This is a genomic window from Microbulbifer agarilyticus S89 (assembly GCF_000220505.1).
Taxonomy (GTDB): domain Bacteria; phylum Pseudomonadota; class Gammaproteobacteria; order Pseudomonadales; family Cellvibrionaceae; genus Microbulbifer; species Microbulbifer agarilyticus_B.
Genome location: NZ_AFPJ01000007.1, coordinates 241,027 through 264,567, shown reverse-complemented (window position 1 = coordinate 264,567; position 23,541 = coordinate 241,027). Strand labels below are relative to the sequence as shown.

16 protein-coding genes are annotated in these 23,541 nt (G+C 53.0%); 7 read left to right on the top strand and 9 right to left on the bottom strand.

Going from position 1 to position 23,541, the window contains the following annotated elements; translation table 11 throughout:
• Nucleotides 1-38 precede the first annotated feature (38 nt).
• The 4 genes from AS89_RS0101960 to AS89_RS0101945 all read left to right on the top strand — a co-directional run bounded on the left by AS89_RS0101960 (nucleotide 39) and on the right by AS89_RS0101945 (nucleotide 5,127).
• Nucleotides 39-1,565, top strand: coding sequence for a LicD family protein (locus AS89_RS0101960; protein ID WP_010130596.1), 1,527 nt, complete (start codon nucleotides 39-41; stop codon nucleotides 1,563-1,565).
• A 69-nt stretch (nucleotides 1,566-1,634) separates the two neighbouring features.
• Nucleotides 1,635-2,324: a glycosyltransferase gene (locus AS89_RS0101955; protein WP_010130595.1), complete on the top strand. Its 690-nt coding sequence runs from the start codon at nucleotides 1,635-1,637 to the stop codon at nucleotides 2,322-2,324.
• Between the two features lie 234 nt (nucleotides 2,325-2,558).
• Complete coding sequence (locus AS89_RS0101950; RefSeq protein ID WP_010130594.1) at nucleotides 2,559-3,773, top strand: NAD-dependent epimerase/dehydratase family protein; 1,215 nt, start codon at nucleotides 2,559-2,561, stop codon at nucleotides 3,771-3,773.
• 79 nt (nucleotides 3,774-3,852) lie between these two features.
• Nucleotides 3,853-5,127 (top strand): hypothetical protein, encoded by a 1,275-nt coding sequence (locus AS89_RS0101945; protein ID WP_010130593.1) that lies wholly within the window; start codon nucleotides 3,853-3,855, stop codon nucleotides 5,125-5,127.
• 59 nt (nucleotides 5,128-5,186) lie between these two features.
• Here AS89_RS0101945 and AS89_RS0101940 read toward each other — a convergent pair whose 3' ends face one another.
• The 8 genes from AS89_RS0101940 to AS89_RS0101905 form a co-directional block, all read right to left on the bottom strand.
• Complete coding sequence (locus AS89_RS0101940; RefSeq protein WP_010130591.1) at nucleotides 5,187-6,131, bottom strand: hypothetical protein; 945 nt, start codon at nucleotides 6,129-6,131, stop codon at nucleotides 5,187-5,189.
• Between the two features lie 49 nt (nucleotides 6,132-6,180).
• Nucleotides 6,181-6,921: a glycosyltransferase family 2 protein gene (locus AS89_RS0101935; RefSeq protein WP_138976347.1), complete on the bottom strand. Its 741-nt coding sequence runs from the start codon at nucleotides 6,919-6,921 to the stop codon at nucleotides 6,181-6,183.
• A gap of 91 nt (nucleotides 6,922-7,012) precedes the next feature.
• A complete protein-coding gene (locus tag AS89_RS0101930) occupies nucleotides 7,013-8,737 on the bottom strand; it encodes a BatD family protein (protein WP_010130587.1) in 1,725 nt (574 codons plus the stop codon).
• Entirely contained in the window at nucleotides 8,731-10,608 is a 1,878-nt protein-coding gene (locus AS89_RS0101925) for a VWA domain-containing protein (RefSeq protein ID WP_033229713.1), read from the bottom strand. The genes AS89_RS0101930 and AS89_RS0101925 overlap by 7 nt, the downstream gene beginning before the upstream one ends.
• A 2-nt stretch (nucleotides 10,609-10,610) precedes the next feature.
• Entirely contained in the window at nucleotides 10,611-11,675 is a 1,065-nt protein-coding gene (locus AS89_RS0101920; protein WP_010130585.1) for a vWA domain-containing protein, read from the bottom strand.
• Nucleotides 11,668-12,288: a DUF4381 domain-containing protein gene (locus tag AS89_RS18070; protein ID WP_010130584.1), complete on the bottom strand. Its 621-nt coding sequence runs from the start codon at nucleotides 12,286-12,288 to the stop codon at nucleotides 11,668-11,670. The genes AS89_RS0101920 and AS89_RS18070 overlap by 8 nt, the downstream gene beginning before the upstream one ends.
• Nucleotides 12,285-13,250, bottom strand: coding sequence for a DUF58 domain-containing protein (locus tag AS89_RS0101910; protein ID WP_010130583.1), 966 nt, complete (start codon nucleotides 13,248-13,250; stop codon nucleotides 12,285-12,287). The genes AS89_RS18070 and AS89_RS0101910 overlap by 4 nt, the downstream gene beginning before the upstream one ends.
• A gap of 9 nt (nucleotides 13,251-13,259) precedes the next feature.
• Nucleotides 13,260-14,219, bottom strand: coding sequence for an AAA family ATPase (locus AS89_RS0101905; RefSeq protein ID WP_010130582.1), 960 nt, complete (start codon nucleotides 14,217-14,219; stop codon nucleotides 13,260-13,262).
• 363 nt (nucleotides 14,220-14,582) lie between these two features.
• On the opposite strand from AS89_RS0101905, the gene AS89_RS0101900 reads away from it, so the two are divergent.
• Complete coding sequence (locus AS89_RS0101900; protein ID WP_010130581.1) at nucleotides 14,583-19,472, top strand: NAD-glutamate dehydrogenase; 4,890 nt, start codon at nucleotides 14,583-14,585, stop codon at nucleotides 19,470-19,472.
• A 158-nt stretch (nucleotides 19,473-19,630) separates the two neighbouring features.
• Nucleotides 19,631-20,677, top strand: coding sequence for a quinone-dependent dihydroorotate dehydrogenase (locus AS89_RS0101895; protein WP_010130580.1), 1,047 nt, complete (start codon nucleotides 19,631-19,633; stop codon nucleotides 20,675-20,677).
• Nucleotides 20,678-20,761: 84 nt separating this feature from the next.
• Here the strand turns inward: AS89_RS0101895 and rmf are convergent, their stop codons facing one another.
• Nucleotides 20,762-20,965 (bottom strand): ribosome modulation factor, encoded by a 204-nt coding sequence (gene rmf, locus AS89_RS18365; protein WP_010130578.1) that lies wholly within the window; start codon nucleotides 20,963-20,965, stop codon nucleotides 20,762-20,764.
• 394 nt (nucleotides 20,966-21,359) lie between these two features.
• On the opposite strand from rmf, the gene rlmKL reads away from it, so the two are divergent.
• Entirely contained in the window at nucleotides 21,360-23,540 is a 2,181-nt protein-coding gene (gene rlmKL / locus AS89_RS0101890; protein ID WP_010130575.1) for a bifunctional 23S rRNA (guanine(2069)-N(7))-methyltransferase RlmK/23S rRNA (guanine(2445)-N(2))-methyltransferase RlmL, read from the top strand.
• The last annotated feature ends 1 nt before the right edge of the window (nucleotide 23,541 follow it).

Here is a 23,541-nt window from a genome sequence, read left to right as displayed (position 1 = left end):
GTTTATTTTAGAGTGTAAGATTTTTTAGGGGTGGTATTTTGGGCGAGTTGATATTGCAACATGGACAGATGGAGGGGCTCCGATCCTTCCTGGTAGCTCCAAAACTCGAAATTGAGATTCCCGGTCTCGATCTTTTTGCTTTTGTGCTGCCAGTAAATGCACGGGTAGATCGTATCGAACTATCACTCCAGGACAGCAACAATCTCCACTTGTCAGAAATTGACCTGAAGATCGACGGAGCGTGGCACTCATTGCGTGATGGGATTGCTTGTGACTGTTCGCAGAGCTCTATCATGCGCAACGATCCGCGCTTTGGACTGGAAAGTTGGCTCAGCCGGAAATCTGCGTTTTTTTGTACGAGGAACGAGCCGCATCCGCGAGTGAGCTTTACGCTTGATAAAACATATACTGTAGAAGCGATACGACTGCTTAATCGTCGAGATGGTCTTTGGAATAGGTCTCGAAAAATACGGATTGAGATAGAATCAGATAGATCAAATAGTCGATGTATTTTTGATGGGTCGTCGACTGCCTCGGTGTTGTCCTTTTTGCATTCAAAGTTGGGCCAGATCGATAGAGATATCCTAAAGCCTTCACTGGGTCAGTTTACCAAAAGTGTCTTTAGAACGTTCGACCTTGCTCTCGGTTCACAGTTTGGTTTCTGGTGTTCTAAGCGGGGTCTTCCGAAGGCTATCGAACGTGCGGCTTTGGCATTAGAGACGTGTTTGGAAAGTGATTTCAAAGCGTATCAGCGAGGTTCGGAGGAAATTTGGCAGTTTTGCTGGATCTGCATGCAGTTGGTTGATAGGCCCAACCTCGCGCTTCGCAAAGTTCTTGTCTCGTCTCTTATTTTATCCGGGAAGGGGCGGCATGCGTTTCGCTATTTCAAGCATACGATCCGTGAATGGAATGAGGCGGAGGTTGTGGCTCTGGAGTCTATGGTTGCCTACGTGGGCGAAAAGTTAGACGGGACGCCGCTGATTATTGGCGCTCACGATTTTAGTCGTTCGCTAAGAAGCTTCCCGAAAGACATTTTGTTTGAAACGATAGTCGATACACTGAATGTATGTAGTGAGGATAAAGACATCTTCGCTTCAATGATTTGTTACGGAACATTATTGGGGCTCTATCGCGATGGCGACTTCATTGCCCATGATGATGATATCGACTTGCTGGCAGTTGTAGACAGTTGTCATTGGCGCGCTATCGGACCTTTGTGCAATAGAATTAAAGTGGAGCTGCGTAAGCGAGGCTTGACCGTTCGAGAGACTAGTACAAACGATAGTTCGCGAACCCCGCTACTTCAGATTTTTTCCAAGTCTCATCCTGTCAATGTCGATTTATTTTTTGGTTTTCTAGAAGGAGATCAGATTAAGCTGCCGATGGCGAAAGTTCGCTATGCTGATATTCCCGCTAATTTGCTCCTTCCTGTCCAGAAGTGGCAGTACGAAAAGTACTCTGTGGACGCACCTAGCAATATTGAAGGCTTTCTTGAGTCAAGGTATGGTAATGGTTGGGTTTCGCCCGACCCTCTTTTCAGGGCGAATGAATATAAGAAAAGATAACACTAACAGCTTGCTCGTTTTTGTGCGATGAGACTATGTGAGCTGTAGAATCTTGGTTTCAATGATTAAATGAACGTAATAGTCTTTCAACATGATATGTATCGTCGTGTTGGGTTACTTAAGAAACAAATTTCTTTCTATAAAGATTTATACGCGAGTGATAGTGACCTCAATTTACTCGCATTTGATGAAAAGAAAGCAAAACAATTTATTGGTCGAGAATACGGTAACACTTGGCTCCAAGTCTACGAAAATTGCATTCCCTGGGCAATGAAGTCTGATATTTTCCGTGTTCTGGCTATATATACACTGGGTGGCCTGTATATCGATTCCAAGTTTGCGGTTAAGAGTGTGCCTAAGTTTGTAAAAGAAGAGCCACAGAAACTTCATGTTTGTGAGTGGCATGACGGTGGTATCTTGAATGGTATTTTTTATGCGCCTAAGAAACACGCTTTGCTCGGAGATTTGATGGAACAAATACTCTCCAATGTAACATGTAAAAATAGACCAAATTGCGTTTTTAGCACCACGGGTCCGGCAGTTTGGCGAAAGTTACTGTGTGATTTACCAGAGGGTATTACTGGTCCGTATAACGTTAAACCAGAGTTAACGGATTTAGTTTCAGTGTTTACCAAACGGATGTTCTTTAGGCATTGCGGAGTTCATCTCAAAGTCGAGAACACCCGTGGAACTAGCGAACACTGGTCAATTTTTCAGAAAGCCAATCCGATTTTTCGTGACGCAAACGTAATTAAATAAAGAATCTCACTCCAGTCTCACTGTAAGTTATCGTCCGCTAGCACTTTGCCGGCTTCTACCATCTATCACGTCTTAGCTCAAGGTTTGAGCGCCATCGCTGTCATTCATTTGTAACCTTTTACTCACACTGCTGTAACGTATTAAAAATATGATTACCTAAATTATGTGAGTTTGGCTCTTTACTATAACGCACTATTCCAATACTGCGTTATTGGCATTAACTAGGTAGTCTTTATGAAGAAGGTACTGGTTCTCGGTGGCGACGGATTCTGTGGCTGGCCAACTGCGCTTCACTTGTCTGAACATGGGCATGAGGTGGTAATTGTTGATAATTTCTCTCGCCGAAATATCGACAATGAGTTAGGGGTCACATCCTTGACGCCTATTTGCTCGATGGAGCAGCGTGTTTCTGCATGGTCGGAGGTTAGTGGAAGAAATATTCGATTTGTGAATTTGGATATCGCCACAGAATATCGGGAAATGTTAGATCTTATTCTGGCATTTGAGCCGAGCACAATTATTCATTTTGCAGAGCAGCGTGCCGCGCCATATTCCATGAAATCGGCCAAGCACAAGATATACACAGTGAGCAACAATCTGAACGCTACTCACAACGTGCTGGCAGCCATTGTGGAGAGTACCCTAGATATTCACCTTGTTCATCTTGGGACTATGGGTGTCTATGGATATGGTAGCGCGGGTATGAAAATTCCCGAGGGGTACCTGAATGTCAAGATTCCCAAAGATTCTGGCGGTGCAATAGAGCAAGAAATCCTATACCCGGTGAATCCGGGAAGCATCTACCACATGACAAAAACGCAGGATCAGCTCTTTTTCTCATACTATAACAAAAACGATAATCTCCGAATTACTGACCTTCATCAGGGTATTGTTTGGGGAACAAACACTGCAGAAACTAAGCGCGATGAGCGGCTTGTTAACCGTTTTGACTATGATGGAGATTACGGTACGGTATTGAATCGTTTCGTCGTACAGGCGGCGGTCGGTTTCCCCCTCACTGTGCATGGGACTGGTGGGCAGACCCGAGCGTTTATCCATATCCAGGACACTGTGCGCTGTATTCGTCTTGCGGTGGAGAATGAACCTGATACTGGTGAGCGGGTCCGGATCTTCAATCAAATGACGGAAACACATAAAGTACGTGACTTGGCCAAGTTGGTTTCTGAGCTATCGGGTGTTGAAATCAACTATATGAGTAACCCTAGAAACGAAGCACCGGAAAATGATCTTCACGTATCGAACGACTGTTTTCTCGCTATGGGGCTAAAGCCGATACTTTTATCCGAAGGACTGCTGGCGGAAGTGAATGATGTCGCCAAAAAATATGAGTATCGTTGCGATCGCGCGAAGATCCCATGTGTTTCTTATTGGACGAGAGCTCAGAAAATTAAGGCAGATGCTAACGAGGCGGAGCTGCAACCGGCTTGATGTGTTTCGGTAGGATGTTTCTTTTCTGTTCTCCCGTATTTTACTGATTGTTTTGGTCTCATATTTTGGTCTTTCGCCGATGAATTATTCCACTACAGAATTTTTAGCGAAGTTTGCTTACTCGGATGAGCCCAGGAAACTTGTCGACGAACTTGGAAGCTCATTTATTTCTAGTGAAGAGCGATTAGGCTATTTTGTCGAAGTCTGCGACATGGCGCTTCGCAAAGATCGGCTGCAGTTCGGTAAAATTATCAACTTGGTTTGCATGTTTTTGGTTAGTAGGGGAGATATCGATGCCGCACAATCCGTTGCATTCCGGTATCAAAACTCTGATTTAGCGGTTATCCCGCTCAACCAATCTCAAATAATGTTTCGCAGGGGCGACATAGGTTCCGCTGTTGGCTTTGCAAGATCGATACAGATCAAGTGTAACTGGTCTGCCTCTATGGTCTCAAATTTGCTGTTGACGTATCATGATTGGGGCTTTTTGGAGGAGGTGCTCGGCAAAATAGAAAAGTATGCTCGTCCCGAGATATCGCATGAAATTTCGAATAAGTTTCAAATCTTTACGAAGCATAACTTCATCGATAAATCTAACGCATCTGTCCCTATTTTTTGTATAAATCTTGATCGTGATAAACATCGTTTTTCTGGGTTGGAGCAGCTGTATGCGAAAAACCTCTGTAAGACACAGCGGCTTCCGGGAATACTTGGTAGCTCGGTTCCCTATTTAATGCGTAAATCCGTTTTCAGAAGTCAACTTCCGCCGAATTCTATTGGTTGCTGGACATCTCAAATTCGTGCCTTGGAGCGCGTAGTGGAATCAGGTGAGGACTATGGGCTTATTATCGAGGATGACGGGCTGCCTGCATTTCAGTTCAGTTTTTCTAGATTACTGGAGTTGGCCCCAAAGGATTTCGATATATGTTTTCTGAACGATCGATCCATTCCAGGTTGGTGGCTAGATTCAAGTAAAAACTTGGATCTACTCAATATAAATCAAGTGTACAGTGATGTAGCTGAAAGTGTGAGAGCTATTGGTGCAGATGGATATCTGGTCTCACGTAGCGGTGCGGAGAAAATTCTTGAAGACCTGGCCCGACATGGCGCGGTAAAGCACTACGATTGGCAGATCTACTCTTATGGCATTGGTGGTATCTCACCTGATGATGATCGTCATGTTAGCAAGATAGTACGAAGCATTCGCCAAAGTTCACGTAGTGAACTGCGGTTAAGTTCGTACGTCTCTACAATACCTTTCGTCGTGCATAGACCCATGGGATTTAATGCGCGAATCCACTTTAGTGCCAGTGCCAGTGCCAGTGCCAGTGCCAGTGCCAATGCCAGCGCCTAGTGCTTGGTGTGTGGTGCGTAAGGGAGCATTAATCTCCCCACCATATTTTATGGTTGCCGTCATTGCTCATTTATGAGTTCGGAAAGTGCCTCTTTCATATGGCTCAGCTCGGTTTTACTTAGATTGTAGCTGTGCACTGGAGCTTCACTTTTGTAGTGAAAAAGCTCTTTTTCTGAAAAGTATTCTTGTGCAACTTCCGAATCGCGGTTTCTATTTCTTTGTCTCACCCACTTTGCAATTAATCGCGGAGTTTGAAATTGTCTGGCAGGGAATTCCTTGTTTAATAGAGGTAAAGCTTTGTATAAACGGTGAGGGCAATATTTCTTGGTTTCGCCAATTCTGTTTAGGTGTAGTTTGAGCTGCAACACTTTTTGATTTAATGAGGGGTTGGTAGTTGAATGCGCAAACTTCGGTAGTTTTGTTGTGTCAATATTTAGTCCATAGGTCAGAAAATCAGTGCGAATATCATTGTTTACAAGTGCTGTGGGCTCAAATCGCCGGACAACTAATTTTCCTGGGAACTGTCGCTCCCATTGCTGAAGAAAACGACGATAATTCACGGAATAACTTGTGAAAAAATAGCGCCATATTGAGCCCTTGTAGTCGCTCGAATGTACCCACTGCGTATATGCAGACGCTAAATAATCGATGTGATTTCTGAGATAGATAACGACGTTTATATCGTAGTTTTCAAAAAGCTGCTTTATTAGGTGAGGGTGGCAGTTCTGAAACGCTTCAGAGCTCAGTATGGGTGTGAATTGATCATTTTGAAGTAGCTCGTCAATCACAGCCTCTGGCAGCTTTGGTCTTATCAATAAACTGTTTAGTCTTTTGAGTAGCCCTGCATTCGACTCAGCGATTTGATGATGTCCGCGTCCCTTGCGCGCTTCCCTAGGGTAGTAGTAATCATAATCTTTGAGCAGAGCTGTATTTTTTATAAGGCAGTCCTGTATTGCGCTACTTCCAGTTTTGTGACGCCCAATGTGGAGTATCAGCTTTTTCATTATGGTGGGTGTTCGGTATTAAATTCTAATCGTGCTGTTTGGAGCAGGTCTATTCTGAACTGGTGAGTATGAAGCGAATGGCGCTGGTTACATGGTGCACTAGTTGTTTTGTTGGTAATCCTCTGCTTTTTCGATTGCCAATATGAGTAGCCTCTACATGTGGGATATAGTATGTGGGCTGTCCAATAGAGCTCGCCCGGCGGCAAATGTCTGCATCCTCATAGTACATGAAGTATCTTTCATCAAACCCTTTGATTGCGCCGTACGTGCTTGCGCGAAAGCACAGAAATGCACCGGATGCCCAGTCGGTAACTTCACACTCTTGCTTGTTGCGCTTTTCTACATTGCTCTTCTTACTGTCTAAAAGATATCGGTGCGCGATATCTTTCAGGGTAGGGAAAGAGCGTATATTGTCATCCGGTGTTCCATCAGGCTTCAGTAGGTTAGGAGCTGCTACGGTGTATTTGTTTGTCTTCATTATCTCTGACAGACTGATAATGTCAGTAGCCGAAGTCATAACGTCTGGGTTGACGCAAAAAAAATAATCTTCCTCTTTAAGTCCTAAGTTTTGTTTCGCATGGCGATAAATTTTATTGTTGTTCGCTCCAAACCCATGCTTTGTATTGTTTTCAATTAGTGGAATGTTGTGTTGCTTGCAGTAATCTGATAGAGCAGCGTCAGGAATGTTGCTGAGAATGATTGGTACAATTGTTTTGTTGGCCTGTTTCCAATTATGCGGGCGAAGGTCTTCTGCAATATTGCGTGCATGTTGGTGAGACACGATCGCCACAAATATTCTGGAGGACACTGTCTCGGGCGCTAGCATCGCTAGGTTTGAATGATCGTCTATTTTCATCAAGTGTTTTGTGTCCGGATGTACCCTAATTTTCGGCAAAAAGTTTCGGCAAGCTATTATCTTTCTTGTGCGTTTGGTGGGATGAACTTTCGTTGATTAGCCTTTGAACCAGTATTTGGACTAGCTGTCGATTAATCGGCTTCGGAGGCTGTTGATAGAGCGCATCATTAATTTCTTTTTGTAGCTTCGGTAGCTCAGTATTCTGGCTCAGAGGGTCGTCTGAGCTATTTTGGCTTTTTTCGTTTAGTTCGTTCATCCAGGTATTGAGAGCAGTTTGTATCTCCATTGCGGTGCCGGTCTCGGCGGCCGCCTCCAAGTTTTGTTTCGAGTGGATCGTATCTATTTTCTTACTTCGGTTGATTTGAGGTTGGTTGATGCGGTGGTTTTTCTTCAGATAGAAGAAATACAAAATCCATAGGAAGTGCAATGCAATCGCAACAATAGCCAGTTTTTGCCAGAAACCTGGTTCCACTGTTGTAGTTGTGGGAATCGAAGATATAGGCTGATCTGATTTTGCGCCTTCTTTAGGGGTTGCAATCGGTCCACCAGAAACGTTGAATCTGAATGCTGGTAGCTGCGTCGCACGCTGCCTGCCGGTTTTCGTATCCCACCACGTAATCGTCACTGCCGGTAGCTGATAACTGCCTGGTTTTGTCGCAACAATGGCTGTTGTTTCAATGCGGCTCCCATCGATACCGTTAGGGCCAGGCTGGTCTTCTTGCTGGGGCTGGTCTGGATAGGTCTTCAGTCCATCAATGTTCAATTCTGGTAGAGGAGGTAGTTGTGCGGCACGTAGGCCTTCGGCTCGCAAGGTTATGATGCGAGTAATCGGCTCGCCAACTTTGAATTCTTCCGGATCTTTTGACCAGCTCTGTACCAGCCCCAAGCTTGCCGCAGGTAGCCAATGGCTGCCGCTATAGCTATCCGGTTTTGGCTCGACCTGTATAGTTTTTACTTCAGAGCGCAGGCGTATACGCTGCGCATTGCGGTTAAACAGCGAGAAGGGGTCTCTTCTGCCTGTCACCGCGACGTAGTTCAGTGACGGTATTTGCAGCTCGCCGGAGCTCTCCGGGAACACGGCATAGGTGAGCTCGTAGACGGCGTGGCCGACGCCATCGATTCTGCGTTCGAATCGCTGTTCATCAACCTTTTCTACGTGGGCGCCAGGGATCTGCAATGGGTCGGTGGCGATATCGTGGAGGCCTACTGTGGTGTACAAGCGGACCTTGACCAGTAGTTGTTCCTGCACAAAGATTTTTTCTTTGTCGGTTTCCACTTCCAGGAAGGCCTTACGATTTTGGCCTGCCGGGGCTTGTCCTGCCTGGTTTACGGTGATGGGGATGGCATCGGACACCTCGCCGTGCAGGTGCAGGGATGGGACAAACAGCTTGCCTTCTTTGAGTGGGGCGAGGATTACGGTCCACTCTACGAAGCTCTCCGCTCTGCCGTTGATTACCCGGTATTGATTGGATTGTTGGCGCGAGAGGACTTCGAAGTCCTGGTTTAGCAGATTGAAGTCCGGTTGGCCACCGCTTTGTTTACCACTGTAACGCAGGGTGAGGGTGAAGGTTTCATTGATGGCGAGCTCGTTGCGGTCAACAGAGGCTGTTAGATCCTGAGCACTAGCCACGCAGGCTATGGTGAGCAGAAGTAGGGCAGTCAGGCCCTGTACTAGCCGTGCCCTTAGGTCTTTGATCACAAATATATGGCCGATCATCTTGCTAGATATCGCCTTAAAGAGGGTTACCATCTCTGGGTGGCTCCGTTCTCCGGGGGCTCCCACTCGCCGGCGCGGTAAGCGCGGCGGCGCTGTAGGCTCTCGTATTTGAATTTTTCACGCATCAGGCCAGCGGGGTCGTCGGGTATCTGGCGCAGCCATTGATCCAGTGCCTGCTGGGTTTCAGGATCAAGCGGGCTCTCGCTTTCTTGAGGTTGTGCGTTGGCCTGCTGTTCTTGTTCGCTTTCGTCGCCTTGCTGGTCTTGTTGCTGGCTCTCTGCCTGCTGCTGCTCTGACGAATCTTGTTCGTCTTGCTCACTATTCTGTTGCTGATCCTGTTCGCCCGCTTGCTGCTGATCTTGGTACTGTTGATCCTGCGAGGCTTGGTCCGAGTCGCTTTGCTGCTGGTTCTGTTCAGACTGAGATTGCTGCTGGTTCTGCTGTTGGTCTTGCTGCTGGTTTTGCTGCTGTTGCTGATCGCCCTGTTGTGACTGCTGGTTTTGCTGTTGCTGCTCCTGCAATTCCTTCAGTTTCTTTGCGATCTCGCGATTATGGCTCGCGTCGGCAAACTCCGGGTTTTGCTCCAGTGCGCCGTCGAAGGCGGCAATGGCCTCGTCAAAGCGGCCTTGTTGGGTGAGACTGTTGCCAAGGTTGTAGAGGGCTTGCGGATCATCACTTTGCGAAAAGCTTTTGGCTGCAGCATCGAATTCACGGGCGCGGTATTCGGCCGTGCCTCGCCACTGTGGGTTTTCAAACTTGTCTGCCGCGGCTTTGGGGTCCCCTTCCTTGAGAAGCTCCTGCCCCTGTTGGTTGGGCGTCTGCCACAGGCCACTCGTCTGTGCGCTGGCTTCTGGACTGTTAACTACCAGTACAAATGGAAGGCTCAGTGGCAAGAGGCTGGCCAGCGTCCCTTTGCGGAATAAGAGCAGGGCAAAGGGCAGTAGCAGTAATACCAGCCATGGGCCTTCTTCGTTCCACTGGTCGAATTCTCGCTCGGTGAGTTCAGCTTGCTGCGGTGTCTCATTTTCGGGGAGTACGCGTGCGATATCACTATCGTCGACGGTAATCTGCGCAAATTTACCGCCGGTGCTCTGCGCCAGTCGTTGGAGTTCGGCCCGGTCAAAGTTGGCAATAATGATCGAGCCACTGTCATCGGTGACAAAACCGCTGCCGGTGGATTTTGGGATAGGGCTGCCTTCGCCACTGCCGACAGCGAGAATAGAAAGCGAGGCATTGCTGCTATTTACTGCGTTTTTTACCGTGGAAATAGCGGCTTTATCAATCCCGTCGGTCACCGCGAGCAGCCGGCCCTGACCACCGGCGCCGTCCTTCAGCAGTCTGAGTCCGAGCTCTACGGCCATTTCGATGTTGCTGCCCGGCACTGGCATGATTCTGGGGGACAGGGACGGTACCAGATTGGCAATGGTGGCAGTGTCGTCGGTTAGCGGCGTCACTATATGTGCCTCGCCCGCGTAGGCGACCAGTGCGGTGAGCCCATCTTCCCGCTGGTTGAGAATATCGAGAATTTTGAGTCGCGCGCGCGTCAGGCGGTTTGGCGATAGGTCGGTGGCCATCATGGAAGGGGATAGGTCCAACAGGATCACAACAGCATCCTGGTTGCTGAATACCGGTGTAGGTAGTTTGCGCCAGGAAGGGCCGGCGAGCGCAACAATCGCACAGGTTAGCAGTGCGAATATCAGGGTGAACAGCCAGGGCCGCTTTTCGCCACCGCGCAAAAGCAGGTGCGGGAGCAGGTTCGGGTCGATAATCTTCTGTAGTTTGCCACTGGCGAAAACAGTACGGGCTAAGCCCCAACAAATCAGCGCCGCGGGAATAATCAGCCACAGCAGGTTTGCACGGATAAAATGAAATTGATCGATGTCTGCGAGGAAGCTAGTGAGCATATTCACTGCGCCTGCCCCCCATGATTGTGAACGCCGTTGCCCGCTCCTTGACCATTGCGATTCCGCGCCTGTAGCTCCGTGATCCAGTTGCCAATAAAGGGCAGGCTGGACCAGATCAGTGCGAGCAGAAGGGCAAGACCCAGTGGCCAAACGTAAAGAGACTTCAGTGGGCGATAGGTTTCCGCCTCCTGTTCAACCGGCTCGAGTCGATCCAGCTCTTGATAGATTTGCGCGAGCTCCTGCGGATTATGTGCACGGAAGTATTTGCCTCCGGTTTTGTCCGCGATCGCCTGCAAGGTTTCACTATCGAGGTCCCGGGATGGGTTTACCCGGCGGGCTCCAAAGCGCGAGCCAAGTAGCCCGGGTTGCACCATTTCTTCAGCGCCGACACCAATGGTGTATACCTTGACGCCGGCCTGTTTGGCGAGCTCTGCGGCCTTTAGTGGAGCAACTTTACCCGCGGTATTAGCGCCATCGGTTAGCAGGATCAGCACACGCTGATCTGCCGGTCGCTGGGTGAGGCGTTTTACGGACAGTCCGATTGCGTCACCAATAGCGGTCCCTTGGCCGGCAAATCCAATCTGGGCCTCGGTCAGCAGTGTATCGACGGTTTGGCGGTCAAAAGTAAGAGGTGCCTGCAGGTAGGCGCGAGTACCAAACAGAACCAGCCCCAGGCGATCGCCTTTCCTGCGCAGCACAAAGTCGCCCACCACGGATTTCACTGCGCTGATGCGCATTGCGGGGTTGCCGTTGAGGATCATGTCCGGGGTTTCCATGCTGCCGGAAATGTCCACGGCGATTAACAGGTCGCGCGCACTGGTAGTTTGTGTGATGGGTTCGCCATACCACTGGGGGCGGGCTGCAGCGGCGAGCAGCAATAGCCACAGCAACCAGAGCATCAGTAAATTCCAGCGGTTACCCGCAGCACCACCGCTCTTTCGCGGTAAATGTTCGTAGTAGGGTACTTTGAGTGCGCTGCTGAGTGGCTCGCTTTTACGCAGTAGCTTGCGCGCGAGCAGGGGCAGCGGTAGCAGCAAGAAAACCCACGGGAGCGCGAACTCAAACATTGCTCGCTCCCGCAGTGGCCTGTTGATCAAGTGCTACCTCAGGCGTCGAATCTGCACGCTGATGTTTCCGTACCCACTGAATGGCATAGCCGCGTAAATCTTCCAGGGCGTCGTTTGATGGTTCCCGCGCGCTGTACAGGCTTTCCAGTAGGGCGCGACGTGCGGATTCTGGCATTGGTGCTGTTGCAGTGGATTCGAGGAATGCGATCCAATGCTCGCCAGTGAGTGGGCCAGATAGGGCTCGGCCAAAGGTAACCACTGCCACGCGTTTTAACAGTACGTTGATGGACTCGACGGCGCGTGGCTGATTGAGGTCCAGGACCTTTAGCAGGTGTTCGCCCTCTACGCGATACTGTTTTTGCTGACGCTGGCGGCGGAGGTAGGAAAACAGCCAAAAGGCGCCGAATAACAGGGCGATGAGCGCTCCTGCAAGCATCCACCAGCCGGGTGCCAGCGGCCACCAGCCGATTGGGGCAGGCTCTTGGATGTCTTTCAGCTGCTCGAGCAACTGCTGCATCTCCGGTGTCATGACCGGGGCCTGGTTTGGCGGTTGATCGATAGCCGGGGGCGGTGGTGGTGTCGCTTGCTTTACGCTGGCGCTAAAAAACATCATGCCTGTCTCCGGCCCGGCGTGGGCTGGCGGTCGCCATAGGTGCTGAGCAGCTTCGGCACTACGGGCTGGGTGTTGTCGAAATCCAGTAGTGGCAGGCGCAGTCGGCGGCAAAGTTGCGCGGCGTTTTCTCGAATCTGATGTTGATGGCGTGCAAACTGTTGTTTTAGCGCTTGTTTGCCCTTGCCAAGAAACGTGCGCTGGCGACCGTCGCTGATTGTAACGGCCTGATCTGGAAGTTGTTGTTCCAGCGGGTCACTGACGCGCAGTATTTGCAAATCTGCATGGCGCGTAAGCAGGTAGAGGGACTGCTCGCAGCTCGCGTCCAGGTCGTGGCAATCACTGATCAGAAATACGGCGCTGCCGGGCCGAGCGACCCGGCGGGCCTCTTCCAGCAGGGCGCTCAGGGGCTGGCTGCCACTCGTGGCGATTGGGCTATCGAGACTCGTAGCGGAATCGACCATGCCGTGAATGGCGGCGAGTACCGCGTGGTGACTGCGGCGTGGGCGTACGGTATTAACCCCCTGATCCGAAAAAATCAGCGCGCCGATGCGATCACCATGCTGTAGGCCGGCCCAGCACAGGGCGGAGGCAATACTGCAGGCGGCCACGGATTTGAAGGCATTCTGGCTGCCAAAAAACATGGGTGAGCGCAGATCCAACAAAATGACTACGGGTCGCTCGCGCTCTTCCTGGAAAAGTTTGGTGTGCGTCTCGCCGGTGCGCGCGGTTACCCGCCAATCAATGGAGCGGACATCGTCCCCAGGCTGGTAATAGCGCACCTCTTCAAAATTCATGCCCCGCCCGCGATAACGGGTAAGCAGGTTACCGGACTGATCGCTCCGGTTAACCCGAGGTTTGAACAGGCGCAACTGGCGGGCGATATGGCGCAGGCGCACCAATGGCGCCACTTCCGGGTAGGCACCGGACAGCTCCAGTTCACGGTGGTTGAGTGATTCGACCACGATTTAAACCTAGATTGCCGGAACCAGTTGTAACAGGCGGCGGATCACACGGTCGGCGCTCGCGCCAGCGGCTTCAGCCTCAAAGCTGAGCAGCAAACGGTGGCGCAACACATCCGGCGCGATGGCCATGACATCATCGGGCGTCACATAGTCTCGCCCGGCGAGCCAGGCGTAGGCACGCGCGCAGCGGTCGAGTGCGATGGTGGCCCGTGGGCTGGCGCCGAAATCGAGCCAGCTGGCCAGTTCATCGTCATAGCGATGGGGCTCGCGGGTGGCGATGACCAGCTGCACGATGTAGGTTTCCACGGCTTCGACCATGGTCAGGTCGAGGATTTCCTGGCGAGCCGTAAACAGGGTTTCCTGTGAAATTACGGTTTGTGGGTGGCCTTCGCCGTGGCTCGCTTCATCGCGCGCGAGTTTGAGAATCTTTGTCTCGGCTTCCGCGTCGGGGTAACTGAGGTTTACCTGCATCAGAAAACGATCAAGCTGTGCCTCCGGCAGGGGATAGGTGCCTTCCTGTTCGATCGGGTTCTGGGTAGCCATCACCAGGAACAGGTCGGGCAGGGCGTATGTTTTGCGGCCAACACTGATCTGGCGTTCCGCCATCGCCTCCAGTAGCGCAGACTGCACTTTGGCAGGCGCCCGGTTAATTTCGTCGGCGAGGATCAGGTTGTGGAATACCGGGCCGGGCTGAAAATGGAATTCGCCGGTCTCCGGTCGGTAGATGTCGGTGCCGGTGATATCGGACGGCAACAGGTCCGGCGTAAATTGGACCCGATGGAAGTCACCCTCGATGCCATCGGCCAGGGTTTTGATCGCTTTTGTCTTCGCCAGACCGGGCGCGCCCTCGACCAAAAGGTGACCGTCGGCCAGCAATCCTATGAGAATTCGATTGACCAAAGTCTCTTGGCCAATAATCTGCTGCTCCAGCCAATCACCCAGAATTTTTATCTGCTGGCGTGTGTCCATATCGTCACTTCTTTTGCCAAATTCCTGTTTCAATACGCTGCCGCAGAGCGGTGGCTATCTATGCTTTTTGAGGTGCCCTCATATATATAGCCACTCGCTCGAGAAATGCGGGTAGGACGATTTTAACGGCAGTGTGCTCAGAGGCAACTGTCGCAGGGCTTACCCCGGTTCTCAGGCTGCAAAGTAGACAATTATTCTGTCGGATTGTTCAACCACCACCGCTACAAAGTGTTTTGCAGCGCAAGTGGGCAAAAGTTCGGCAATGGGGACAGGGTGGGCTCCACTAACCGTGTGGGCGCACCTGCGATGGCGGATTATACCGGCGCATTCTGTTTGCGCCGTGATGGGAGGACGTACGTGAATATGGCGACGGTCATCACCGATAGCCGGGAAGAGCTGCTGGAGCAAGTTAGCGAGATTATTCGCGAGAAACTTGGGGACAAGGCTGGGCCTGTAATCAGCTTCGCTGAGCAATATCTGAACCAATACCCCCTCGAGGACCTTGCGGGTCGGCGTTTGGTCGACATCTATGGCTGTGTATACACCTGCTGGGATTTTATTCAGCAGCGCGATAGTGGCGGCCCGAAAGTGCGGGTATTCAATCCACGCCTGGAGGATCACGGCTGGGAGTGTTCGCACACCGTGGTGTGTGTGCTGCAGCGTGACATGCCGTTTCTTGTGGATTCGGTGCGTATGGAAATCAACCAGCGTGACACGGTTATCCACTCCATCAAAAGTACCGTCATGCAGTTGCAACGGGACGAGAGTGGCCGTCTGCAGCAGTTGTTGCCTGTGGCGCCACTGCTGGAAGAGGAGCGCCAGTTCGACCCTACAATCGCCAACGAGGCACTGATTTACCTCGAAATTAACCTCGATACCAGCGCAACGCGCGCGTCGGAGCTATCGCGGGCACTGAGCGATGTGCTGGGTGACGTGGCGCTGGTCGTCGACGACTATGTGCCCATGCTGGATACCTGTTCCGCCATGCAGGACCAGCTGCAGGCTGGAGTGGCGGATCACGAAGCCAACCTGGCGGAGGCCAGCGCGTTTCTGCAGTGGATGCGTGATGGCAACTTCACCTTCCTTGGCTATCGCGAATACGAGTTCTCTCAGCAGGGGAATAAGAAAGTACTGCAGGAAGTCGAGAACCGTCGCCTGGGGATTTTTAAGAAGCTGGAAGAGACCGCTGAACCGACGCCGGAGTATGCGTTTAACGAGGGCAAGCAGCGCTTTTACCAGGGCCCCAATTTCCTCACCTTTGCCAAGTCTTCGGTCAAGTCGCGGGTGCACCGTGCGGCCTATTCGGACTACGTCAGCATCAAGCGGTATGACGAAAACGGTGAGGTGATTGGCGAGTCGGCATTTATGGGGCTGTATACCTCGCCGGTCTACACCGAAAGCCCCTCCAAGATCCCAATTGTGCGCCGCAAGCTGGCCTCGGTGATGGAGCAGAGCGGTCACGCTCCCACCAGCCATGACGGCAAGGCGCTGCAGCGTATTCTGGATACCTTTCCACGGGATGAACTGTTCCAGAGCAGTACCAGGGAACTGTTTGATACCACCCATGGTGTGCTGGCGATGAATGAGCGCGCGCGTTTGCGCTTGTTTATGCGCAAAGACCCGTTCGGAAAGTTTGTCAGCGCGCTGGTGTACGTGCCGCGTGACCAGTTCAGCAGTGAGGTGCGGGAGAAGATCAGTGATCGTATCGCGCGTACGATTCACGCACTGGATTCTGACTTTACTACCTTCTTTTCCGAATCGATTCTCGCCCGGGTACATCTGGTATTCCGCGTCGACCCGAATCTACCCCTGGATATTGATGTAGCCCGACTGGAGGCGCAGATTGTGGATATTACCCGCAGCTGGGAAGATGTATTTCATAGATCCCTGATAGAGACCCATGGGGAAGAAGAGGGCAGCCGACTGATCGGCACCTATGGCCAGTCTTTCCCCGCGGGCTATCGCGAGGACTTTGAGCCGCGTATCGCGGTCCAGGACGTGACGTCAATTCAGGAGCTGAGCGACGACAATCGAGTCGCGATGAGCTTCTACCAGCCGGTTGGCGCTGAGCCCGGTAGCCTGCGCTTCAAGGTATTCAATGTGGGCTCTGGTTTGACGCTGTCCGATGTGATTCCTGTGCTGGAGAATCTCGGGCTGCGGGTGATGGGCGAGTTTCCGTACACCATCCGTCCGCGTGGCAAGCAGGATGTGTGGATGCACGAATTCCACCTGGAGTTCGGCCTGCCTACCCGTATCGACGCGCAGGCCTCGCGCTCCCTGTTCCAGGACGCATTTGCGGCGATCTGGGACGGTGTGGCCGAGAGCGACGCGTTCAATCGACTGGTACTTGCCGCCCGCCTCAACTGGCGAGAGGTTACCATGTTGCGTGCCTATGCGCGGTACATGAAGCAGACCAAGTTCAGCGCGAGCCAGTCCTATATCGCGGCTACGCTGGCGAATCATGTGGAGATTACCCGCAACCTGGTGGCGCTATTCCGCGCGATGTTTGATCCGCGGATCAATTCACCGGAGCGCCAGGACCAGACCCGTGTGGAACGCCTGATCAAGAAGATCCACGATGGCCTCGACAGCGTCGACAACCTGAACGAAGATCAGGTAATTCGCCGTTACCTGGATTTGATCCGGGCGACGCTGCGTACCAATTTTTTCCAGCTGGACACCAACGACCAGCCGAAAGATTACATTTCCATCAAGTTCAGCCCGCGGGATATCCCGAATATCCCGGAGCCACGCCCTCTGTTCGAAATCTTCGTCTATTCCCCGCAAGTGGAAGGGGTGCACCTGCGCGGCGGCAAGGTCGCCCGTGGTGGTTTGCGCTGGTCCGATCGCCTGGAAGATTTCCGCACCGAAGTGCTGGGCCTGGTGAAGGCGCAGAACGTAAAGAATGCGGTTATTGTGCCCAGCGGGGCCAAGGGTGGCTTCGTGGTGCGTCGGCCTCCGGCAGACAACAGCCGGGAAGCGCTCATCGAATCCGGTATCAAGAGTTACAAGACATTCATCCGGGCATTGCTCGACGTTACCGATAACCTGAAAAATGGCGAGGTGATTCCGCCGGACCGCGTGATCCGCCGGGATGAGGACGACCCCTATCTGGTTGTGGCCGCGGACAAGGGAACCGCGACCTTTTCCGATATCGCCAACGGTATCGCTGCGGAGTACGACTTCTGGCTCGGTGATGCCTTTGCCTCCGGCGGCAGCAATGGTTATGACCACAAAAAAATGGGCATCACCGCGCGCGGTGCCTGGGTCTCCGTGCAACGGCATTTCCGTGAAATGGGCGTCAATGTACAAACCGAAAACTTCTCAGTGATCGGTATCGGTGACATGGCCGGTGACGTGTTCGGCAACGGTATGCTGCTGTCCGAACATATCTGTTTGAAAGGCGCCTTCAACCACCTGCATATTTTTGTCGACCCGAATCCCGATGCGTCGAGCAGTTACCACGAGCGCAAGCGGTTGTTTGAGTTGCCTCGTTCAAGCTGGACCGATTACAACCTGAGCCTCATCTCCAAAGGTGGTGGGATTTTTGAGCGCCGCGCCAAGTCGGTAAAAATCACCCCGGAGATGCAGCAGGCATTTGCCATTGAAGCGGATCACCTGACACCGAACGAGCTGATCAGTGCGATGCTCAAGGCACCGGTCGACCTGATCTGGAATGGTGGGATTGGCACCTATGTGAAGGGGCAGCAAGAGAGCCACGAGCAGGTCGGCGACAAGTCGAATGATAACCTGCGGGTCGATGGCAAGGAGCTGCGCTGCAAGGTGTTTGGTGAGGGCGGAAACCTGGGCATGACCCAGCGCGGGCGTATCGAGTTTTCCCTGAACGGTGGCCGGTGTAATACCGACTTTATCGATAACGCCGGCGGCGTGGACTGCTCGGATCATGAGGTCAACATCAAGATCCTGTTGGACAAGGTGGTGGCCAATGGTGACCTGACGGAAAAACAGCGTAACCATATGCTGGAAGAGATGACCGACTCGGTCGCGGAGCTGGTGCTGGACAACAATTATGACCAGACCAGTGCAATTAGTGTGGCGGCCTATCAGATTGCCGACCGCTTTGATGAATTCCGTCGTACGATTAATTCACTCGAAGCCGAAGGCCGCCTGCGTCGCCAGTTGGAGTTTATCCCAGACAACGAAACGCTGAACGAGCGCCAGAGCAAAGGGCAGTATCTCACGCACCCTGAACTGTCCGTGCTGATCTCCTATGTGAAGGTCAAACTGAAGGAAGAGCTGGTTGGCGCGCACATTATCGATAATGATTATGTGCAGGAGGCGGTGGAGTCTGCATTTCCTCCAGCCCTGGTGTCCCGGTACCAGGCGCTGGTCTATGACCACCCCTTGCGCCGGGAAATTGTCTCCACGCAGGTTGCCAACGAAATGGTCAACAGCATGGGCATTACCTTCTACGATCGGATCAGCGGCGCCACCGGTGCAGGGATTGATACCATCATCGCCGCTTATGTGAGTGCGCGCGATGTGTATCGCATGTCGGATTTCCAGCACGGCGTCGCCGAGCTCGACTATCAGGTGCCGGCGGATTTACAGCTGCAGCTGATGACCGCCATGGTGGGGCGGGTGCGCAGGGCGGCTCGTTGGTTTGTGCGCAACCGACACGGCGCGCTCGATCCGGCAAATGAAATTGCATTGTTCCAGGATTCTGTCCAGCGCGTGATTCGTGCCTTACCTGAGGTACTGAGTGGCGAGCCGCTGCGCGAGTGGCATGCGCGGCACGACAGGCTGACCGCGGCCAGCGTGCCGAAAGACCTGGCGATGCTGGCGGCGTCGCCGACCTATCTGTTTTCTGCACTGGGTATTTCGCATACCGCGCGCATTACAGATCGGCCTGTTGAAGAGGTGGCAAAAGCCTACTTCGCACTTGCAGATCGTCTGGGCCTCTATTGGTTCGGCAACCAGATCATCGACTTGCCGTCGGATAGCTTCTGGCATTCCCAGGCGCGGGAGACCAGCATGGACGATCTGGATAACCAGCTCGCAAGGCTGGCTACCCATATCCTGCGTCTGGCTGGCGACGATGGTCTCGACGTAGACAGTGCGGTGGAGAACTGGGCGAACAGGATGGCGCCGGCAATCCAGCGCTGGGAAAGTTTGACCAAGGAACTGAAGTCGGCCACACAAGGAGACTTCGCCATGTTTACGGTTGCCTTGCGGGAACTGATGTACCTGGCAAATGCGACGGCAGACCAGGAATCCCTGATGACGGCGTAAGTTTCTCGAATCGTTGGAATCTCGTACAATACGCAAACCCCGTCCGGGTATCCCGGATGGGGTTTGTCATATTTGCATGACCCATCGGACTCTTGCTTTTCCGCGGACCCCGTGCCGGAGACGAGAGCGCTGCTTTGGTCAGAACCTCAAGGAAACCCATGTACCAGCATTTGCGCAAAGCCCTGTTTGCGCTCGATCCTGAGCGCTCCCACCACCTGTCGATGGACGCCATTGGCGCCGCCGAGCGGCTTGGCTTGATGTCGCTGTTTAGCAAATCGGTACCGGATGACCCGGTAGAACTGATGGGCTTGACCCTGCCAAACCCCGTGGGTCTCGCGGCCGGTCTGGACAAGAATGCTCAGGCGTTCAACGGTTTGGGCGCCCTGGGTTTCGGTTTTGTTGAGGTTGGCACCGTGACCCCGCGTCCGCAGCCTGGCAACCCCCAGCCGCGTATTTTTCGCCTGCCAGAGGCGGAGGCCATCATCAATCGCATGGGTTTCAATAACGAAGGTGTCGACTACTTGCTCGAACGGGTAAAACGCCGTCGTTACTCCGGTGTGCTCGGCATCAACGTGGGCAAAAACTTCGATACTCCGGTAGAGAAGGCGGCGGACGATTACTGTATCTGCATGGAGAAAGTATATGCCTATGCGGATTACATAACCGCCAACGTTTCCTCTCCCAATACCAAAGGCCTGCGAGATCTGCAGTTCGGGGGCAGCCTCAGCCAGCTGCTGCATGCGCTGAAAGAAAAGCAGGCCCAGCTTGCCGCTGAGCAGGATCGCTATGTACCGCTGGCGGTGAAGATTGCGCCGGATATGGACGATGATGCGATCGCCCAGGTAGCGAAGACATTACAGGAACACGAAATTGATGGTGTGATTGCCACCAATACCACCATCGACAAGTCTTCGGTGGAAAACCTTGAGCACGGTGCAGAGCAGGGCGGCTTGAGCGGACGCCCACTGCGCGATCGGTCTACCGAAGTTATTCGCAAGCTATACAGTGCGCTGGATGGAAGTATTCCCATTATCGGCGTAGGCGGTATTTTTGATGGCGAGTCAGCCGCAGAAAAGATTCGCGCGGGCGCTACGGCAGTGCAGATATATTCTGGCTTTATTTACCGTGGGCCGGAAGTGATTCACGAAGCGGCAGAAGCCATTGCAAAACTGCACGCATCGCGTGTTGTTGAGCAACGCGCTTGATCCTAATCGGTAAAAGATAGTGGGGCTGGCGTTATTGCCAGCCCGGCTCGATTTTCGAGAGTATTTGGTTAAGCCGCGCCTGATCTACATGCTCTCCAGACGCTGGGCCTGGGCTGCGCGCCCGAAACCACTCCAAATATCCTCTCGCCCTTGGCGCCAACCGTTTACCCATTCCTGATGCAGGGATCCGCTTTGGTAGGGGCAGCTATCGTGATCTCTGCCCTGCACGGCGGCAACGTAACCTTTGTGAAGTGCTCTGTCGTTGGGATTACGTTTTTGGCGTTTCATAGGCGTGTTACCTCATTTTGATTGTCACTCAAGCGGCCGAAATCAGCTGCGGGACTGATATCACCGCTTCTCCCCTTATGCCATTACCAGCTTATTGTGGAAGGGGCCTGGCAAGAAGGGCTGCCGCTGTCGAATATTGGGCCAAATTACCTTCAGGTAAGGAAGAATTAATTTTTTCTGAAAAGCGCCTTCTATAGGTTCAAATTATCTAATGTGAGAAACCTTCCCAGGGCTATTTCGGGGTCTTGAAGAATAGAATTCTCGATTGCGGTATGCTTGCGCCACTTACATATCCTCTGGCCAAAATGGCCATAACAACTTTGCCAGAATGCCCCGCGCCCATTTCGACTAAGCGGCGTACGACGGGGGCAACAGGCTCTTAGAGGTCGAATCCTTGACTGAGAAGTTTGAATTTACAGCCACCTGCCCAAAAGGCCTGGAAAATGTGCTCGCGAATGAGTTGCGTCAAATTGGCGCAAACGTTTTGCGGGAGCAGCCGGCGGCGGTGCGCTTCGATGGCGATCTTGCGATGGCTTATCGCGTTAACTTGTGGAGCCGTATCGCCAATCGGGTCTTACTGAATCTGGGGCAGGCGCGCATTCAAGATGCGGAAGGTTTGTATCGTGCAGTGGCGGACCAGCCCTGGGAAGAACACATTAGCCCCAACGGCGTGCTCTGGGTGCAGTTTTCTGGCACCAACCGGGAAATACGCAACAGCCAGTTTGGCGCCCAGAAAGCGAAAGATGCCATCGTCGACCGCCTGCGCAAAGCGACCGGCGCACGCCCCGATGTCGACAAGCGGGATCCCGACCTGTCGGTGATGCTGCGCCTGCATCGCGATGTCCTCGAAATCGCGATCGATCTCAGTGGCGACAGTCTGCACCGCCGCGGATACCGCACCCACATCGGCGCGGCCCCACTGAAAGAAAACCTCGCCGCAGCGTTGCTGATGCGCGCCGGCTGGCCGCAAATTGCCGCCGAGGGCGGTGCCTTGTTGGACCCTATGTGTGGCTCAGGCACTTTTCTCGTGGAAGCGGCATTGATGGCGGCAGATGTGGCTCCCGGTCTGTTGCGTGAGGAATTTGGTTTCGAGCGCTGGCTGAACCATCAAAGTGACATCTGGTTGGCATTGCGGGAAGAGGCGCTGCAGCGCCGCACCGCAGGCATCGTAAAGCCGCTACCGGAAATTCGTGGCTACGATGCCGACGCCAAGGTACTGTTTGCCGCAGAATCCAATATCGCGCGCGCCGGCCTGGACAAGCAGGTGCGCGTCAGCTGCCGGCCGGTGGCGGCCTTCAAGGTGCCGAGTCATCGCCCGGTAACAGCAGGATTGGTGATTACCAATCCGCCCTATGGTGAGCGACTGGGAGAACAGGAGGCGCTGCGCGAAACCTACGCGGAGCTGGGTGGCCAGCTGAAGAAAGAGTTTGCCGGCTGGAAGGCGGCAATTTTTACCGGCAATCCCGAACTTTGTCATTCCACCGGCCTGCGCTCGCACAAGCAATACAAATTATTCAACGGCAGCATCCCCAGTCAGCTGCTGCTGTTTGATATTCACGCGCAATCTGCTGAGCGCGGTCAGGAGGGTGGGGCCCGCCTGTCCGAAGAAGCACAGATGGTGGCCAATCGCCTGCAAAAAAACCTGCGCACCACCGGCAAGTGGGCGCAACGCAGTGGCGTTAGTTGCTATCGTCTATACGATGCCGACCTGCCCGAGTATTCCGCAGCCATCGATATCTACCAGTCTCTGGAAGGCGAGCGCTTCGCGCATGTCCAGGAGTACCGCGCGCCGGCGAGTATTCCCGAGCAAAAAGCCCGCGCTCGCCTGATGGATCTGGTGCGCGCTACGCGACAGGTACTGGAGCTGGCGCCGCGCAATATTTCCATTAAAGAGCGCCGTCGTCACAGCCACAAAGATAGCGGTAGTCAGTATCAGAAGCGTGGTGAGGAGTCCCGTACCTTCCTCGTAGACGAGTTCGGGGCGAAGCTGGAAATTAACCTGTGGGACTACCTGGACACAGGCCTGTTTCTGGATCACCGCCCGGTGCGCCAGTACCTGCGTAAACTGGCCAAAGGCAAGCGGCTGCTCAACCTGTTTTGCTACACGGCCACTGCGACGGTGCAGGCAGCAATTGGCGGTTGCACCGAGAGTACCAGTGTTGACCTGTCAAAGACCTACCAGGCGTGGGGGCAGAGAAACTTCCGTGCAAACGGCATGGACTCCTACCGCCACCAGCTGATCGAGGCCGACTGCCTGCAGTGGCTGAAAGCTGCGCAGGACAATCGCAAAGGGCATTACGATGTGATTTTTCTCGATCCGCCGACCTTTTCAAACTCGGCAAAAATGCAGGGTGTGCTGGATATTCAGCGGGACCACGGGGAACTGATTCGCCAGTGCATGGCGTTGCTGAGCCAAGATGGCGTGTTGTTGTTTTCCAATAATTTGCGCAGCTTCAAAATGGACGAGGCGGTGCAATCGGAATTCGCGGTGGAAAATCTTTCAGCCAAGCTGCTCGACAAGGACTTCCAGCGCAACCCGAAAATTCACAATGTGTGGCAAGTGCGCGCGCGGTAAC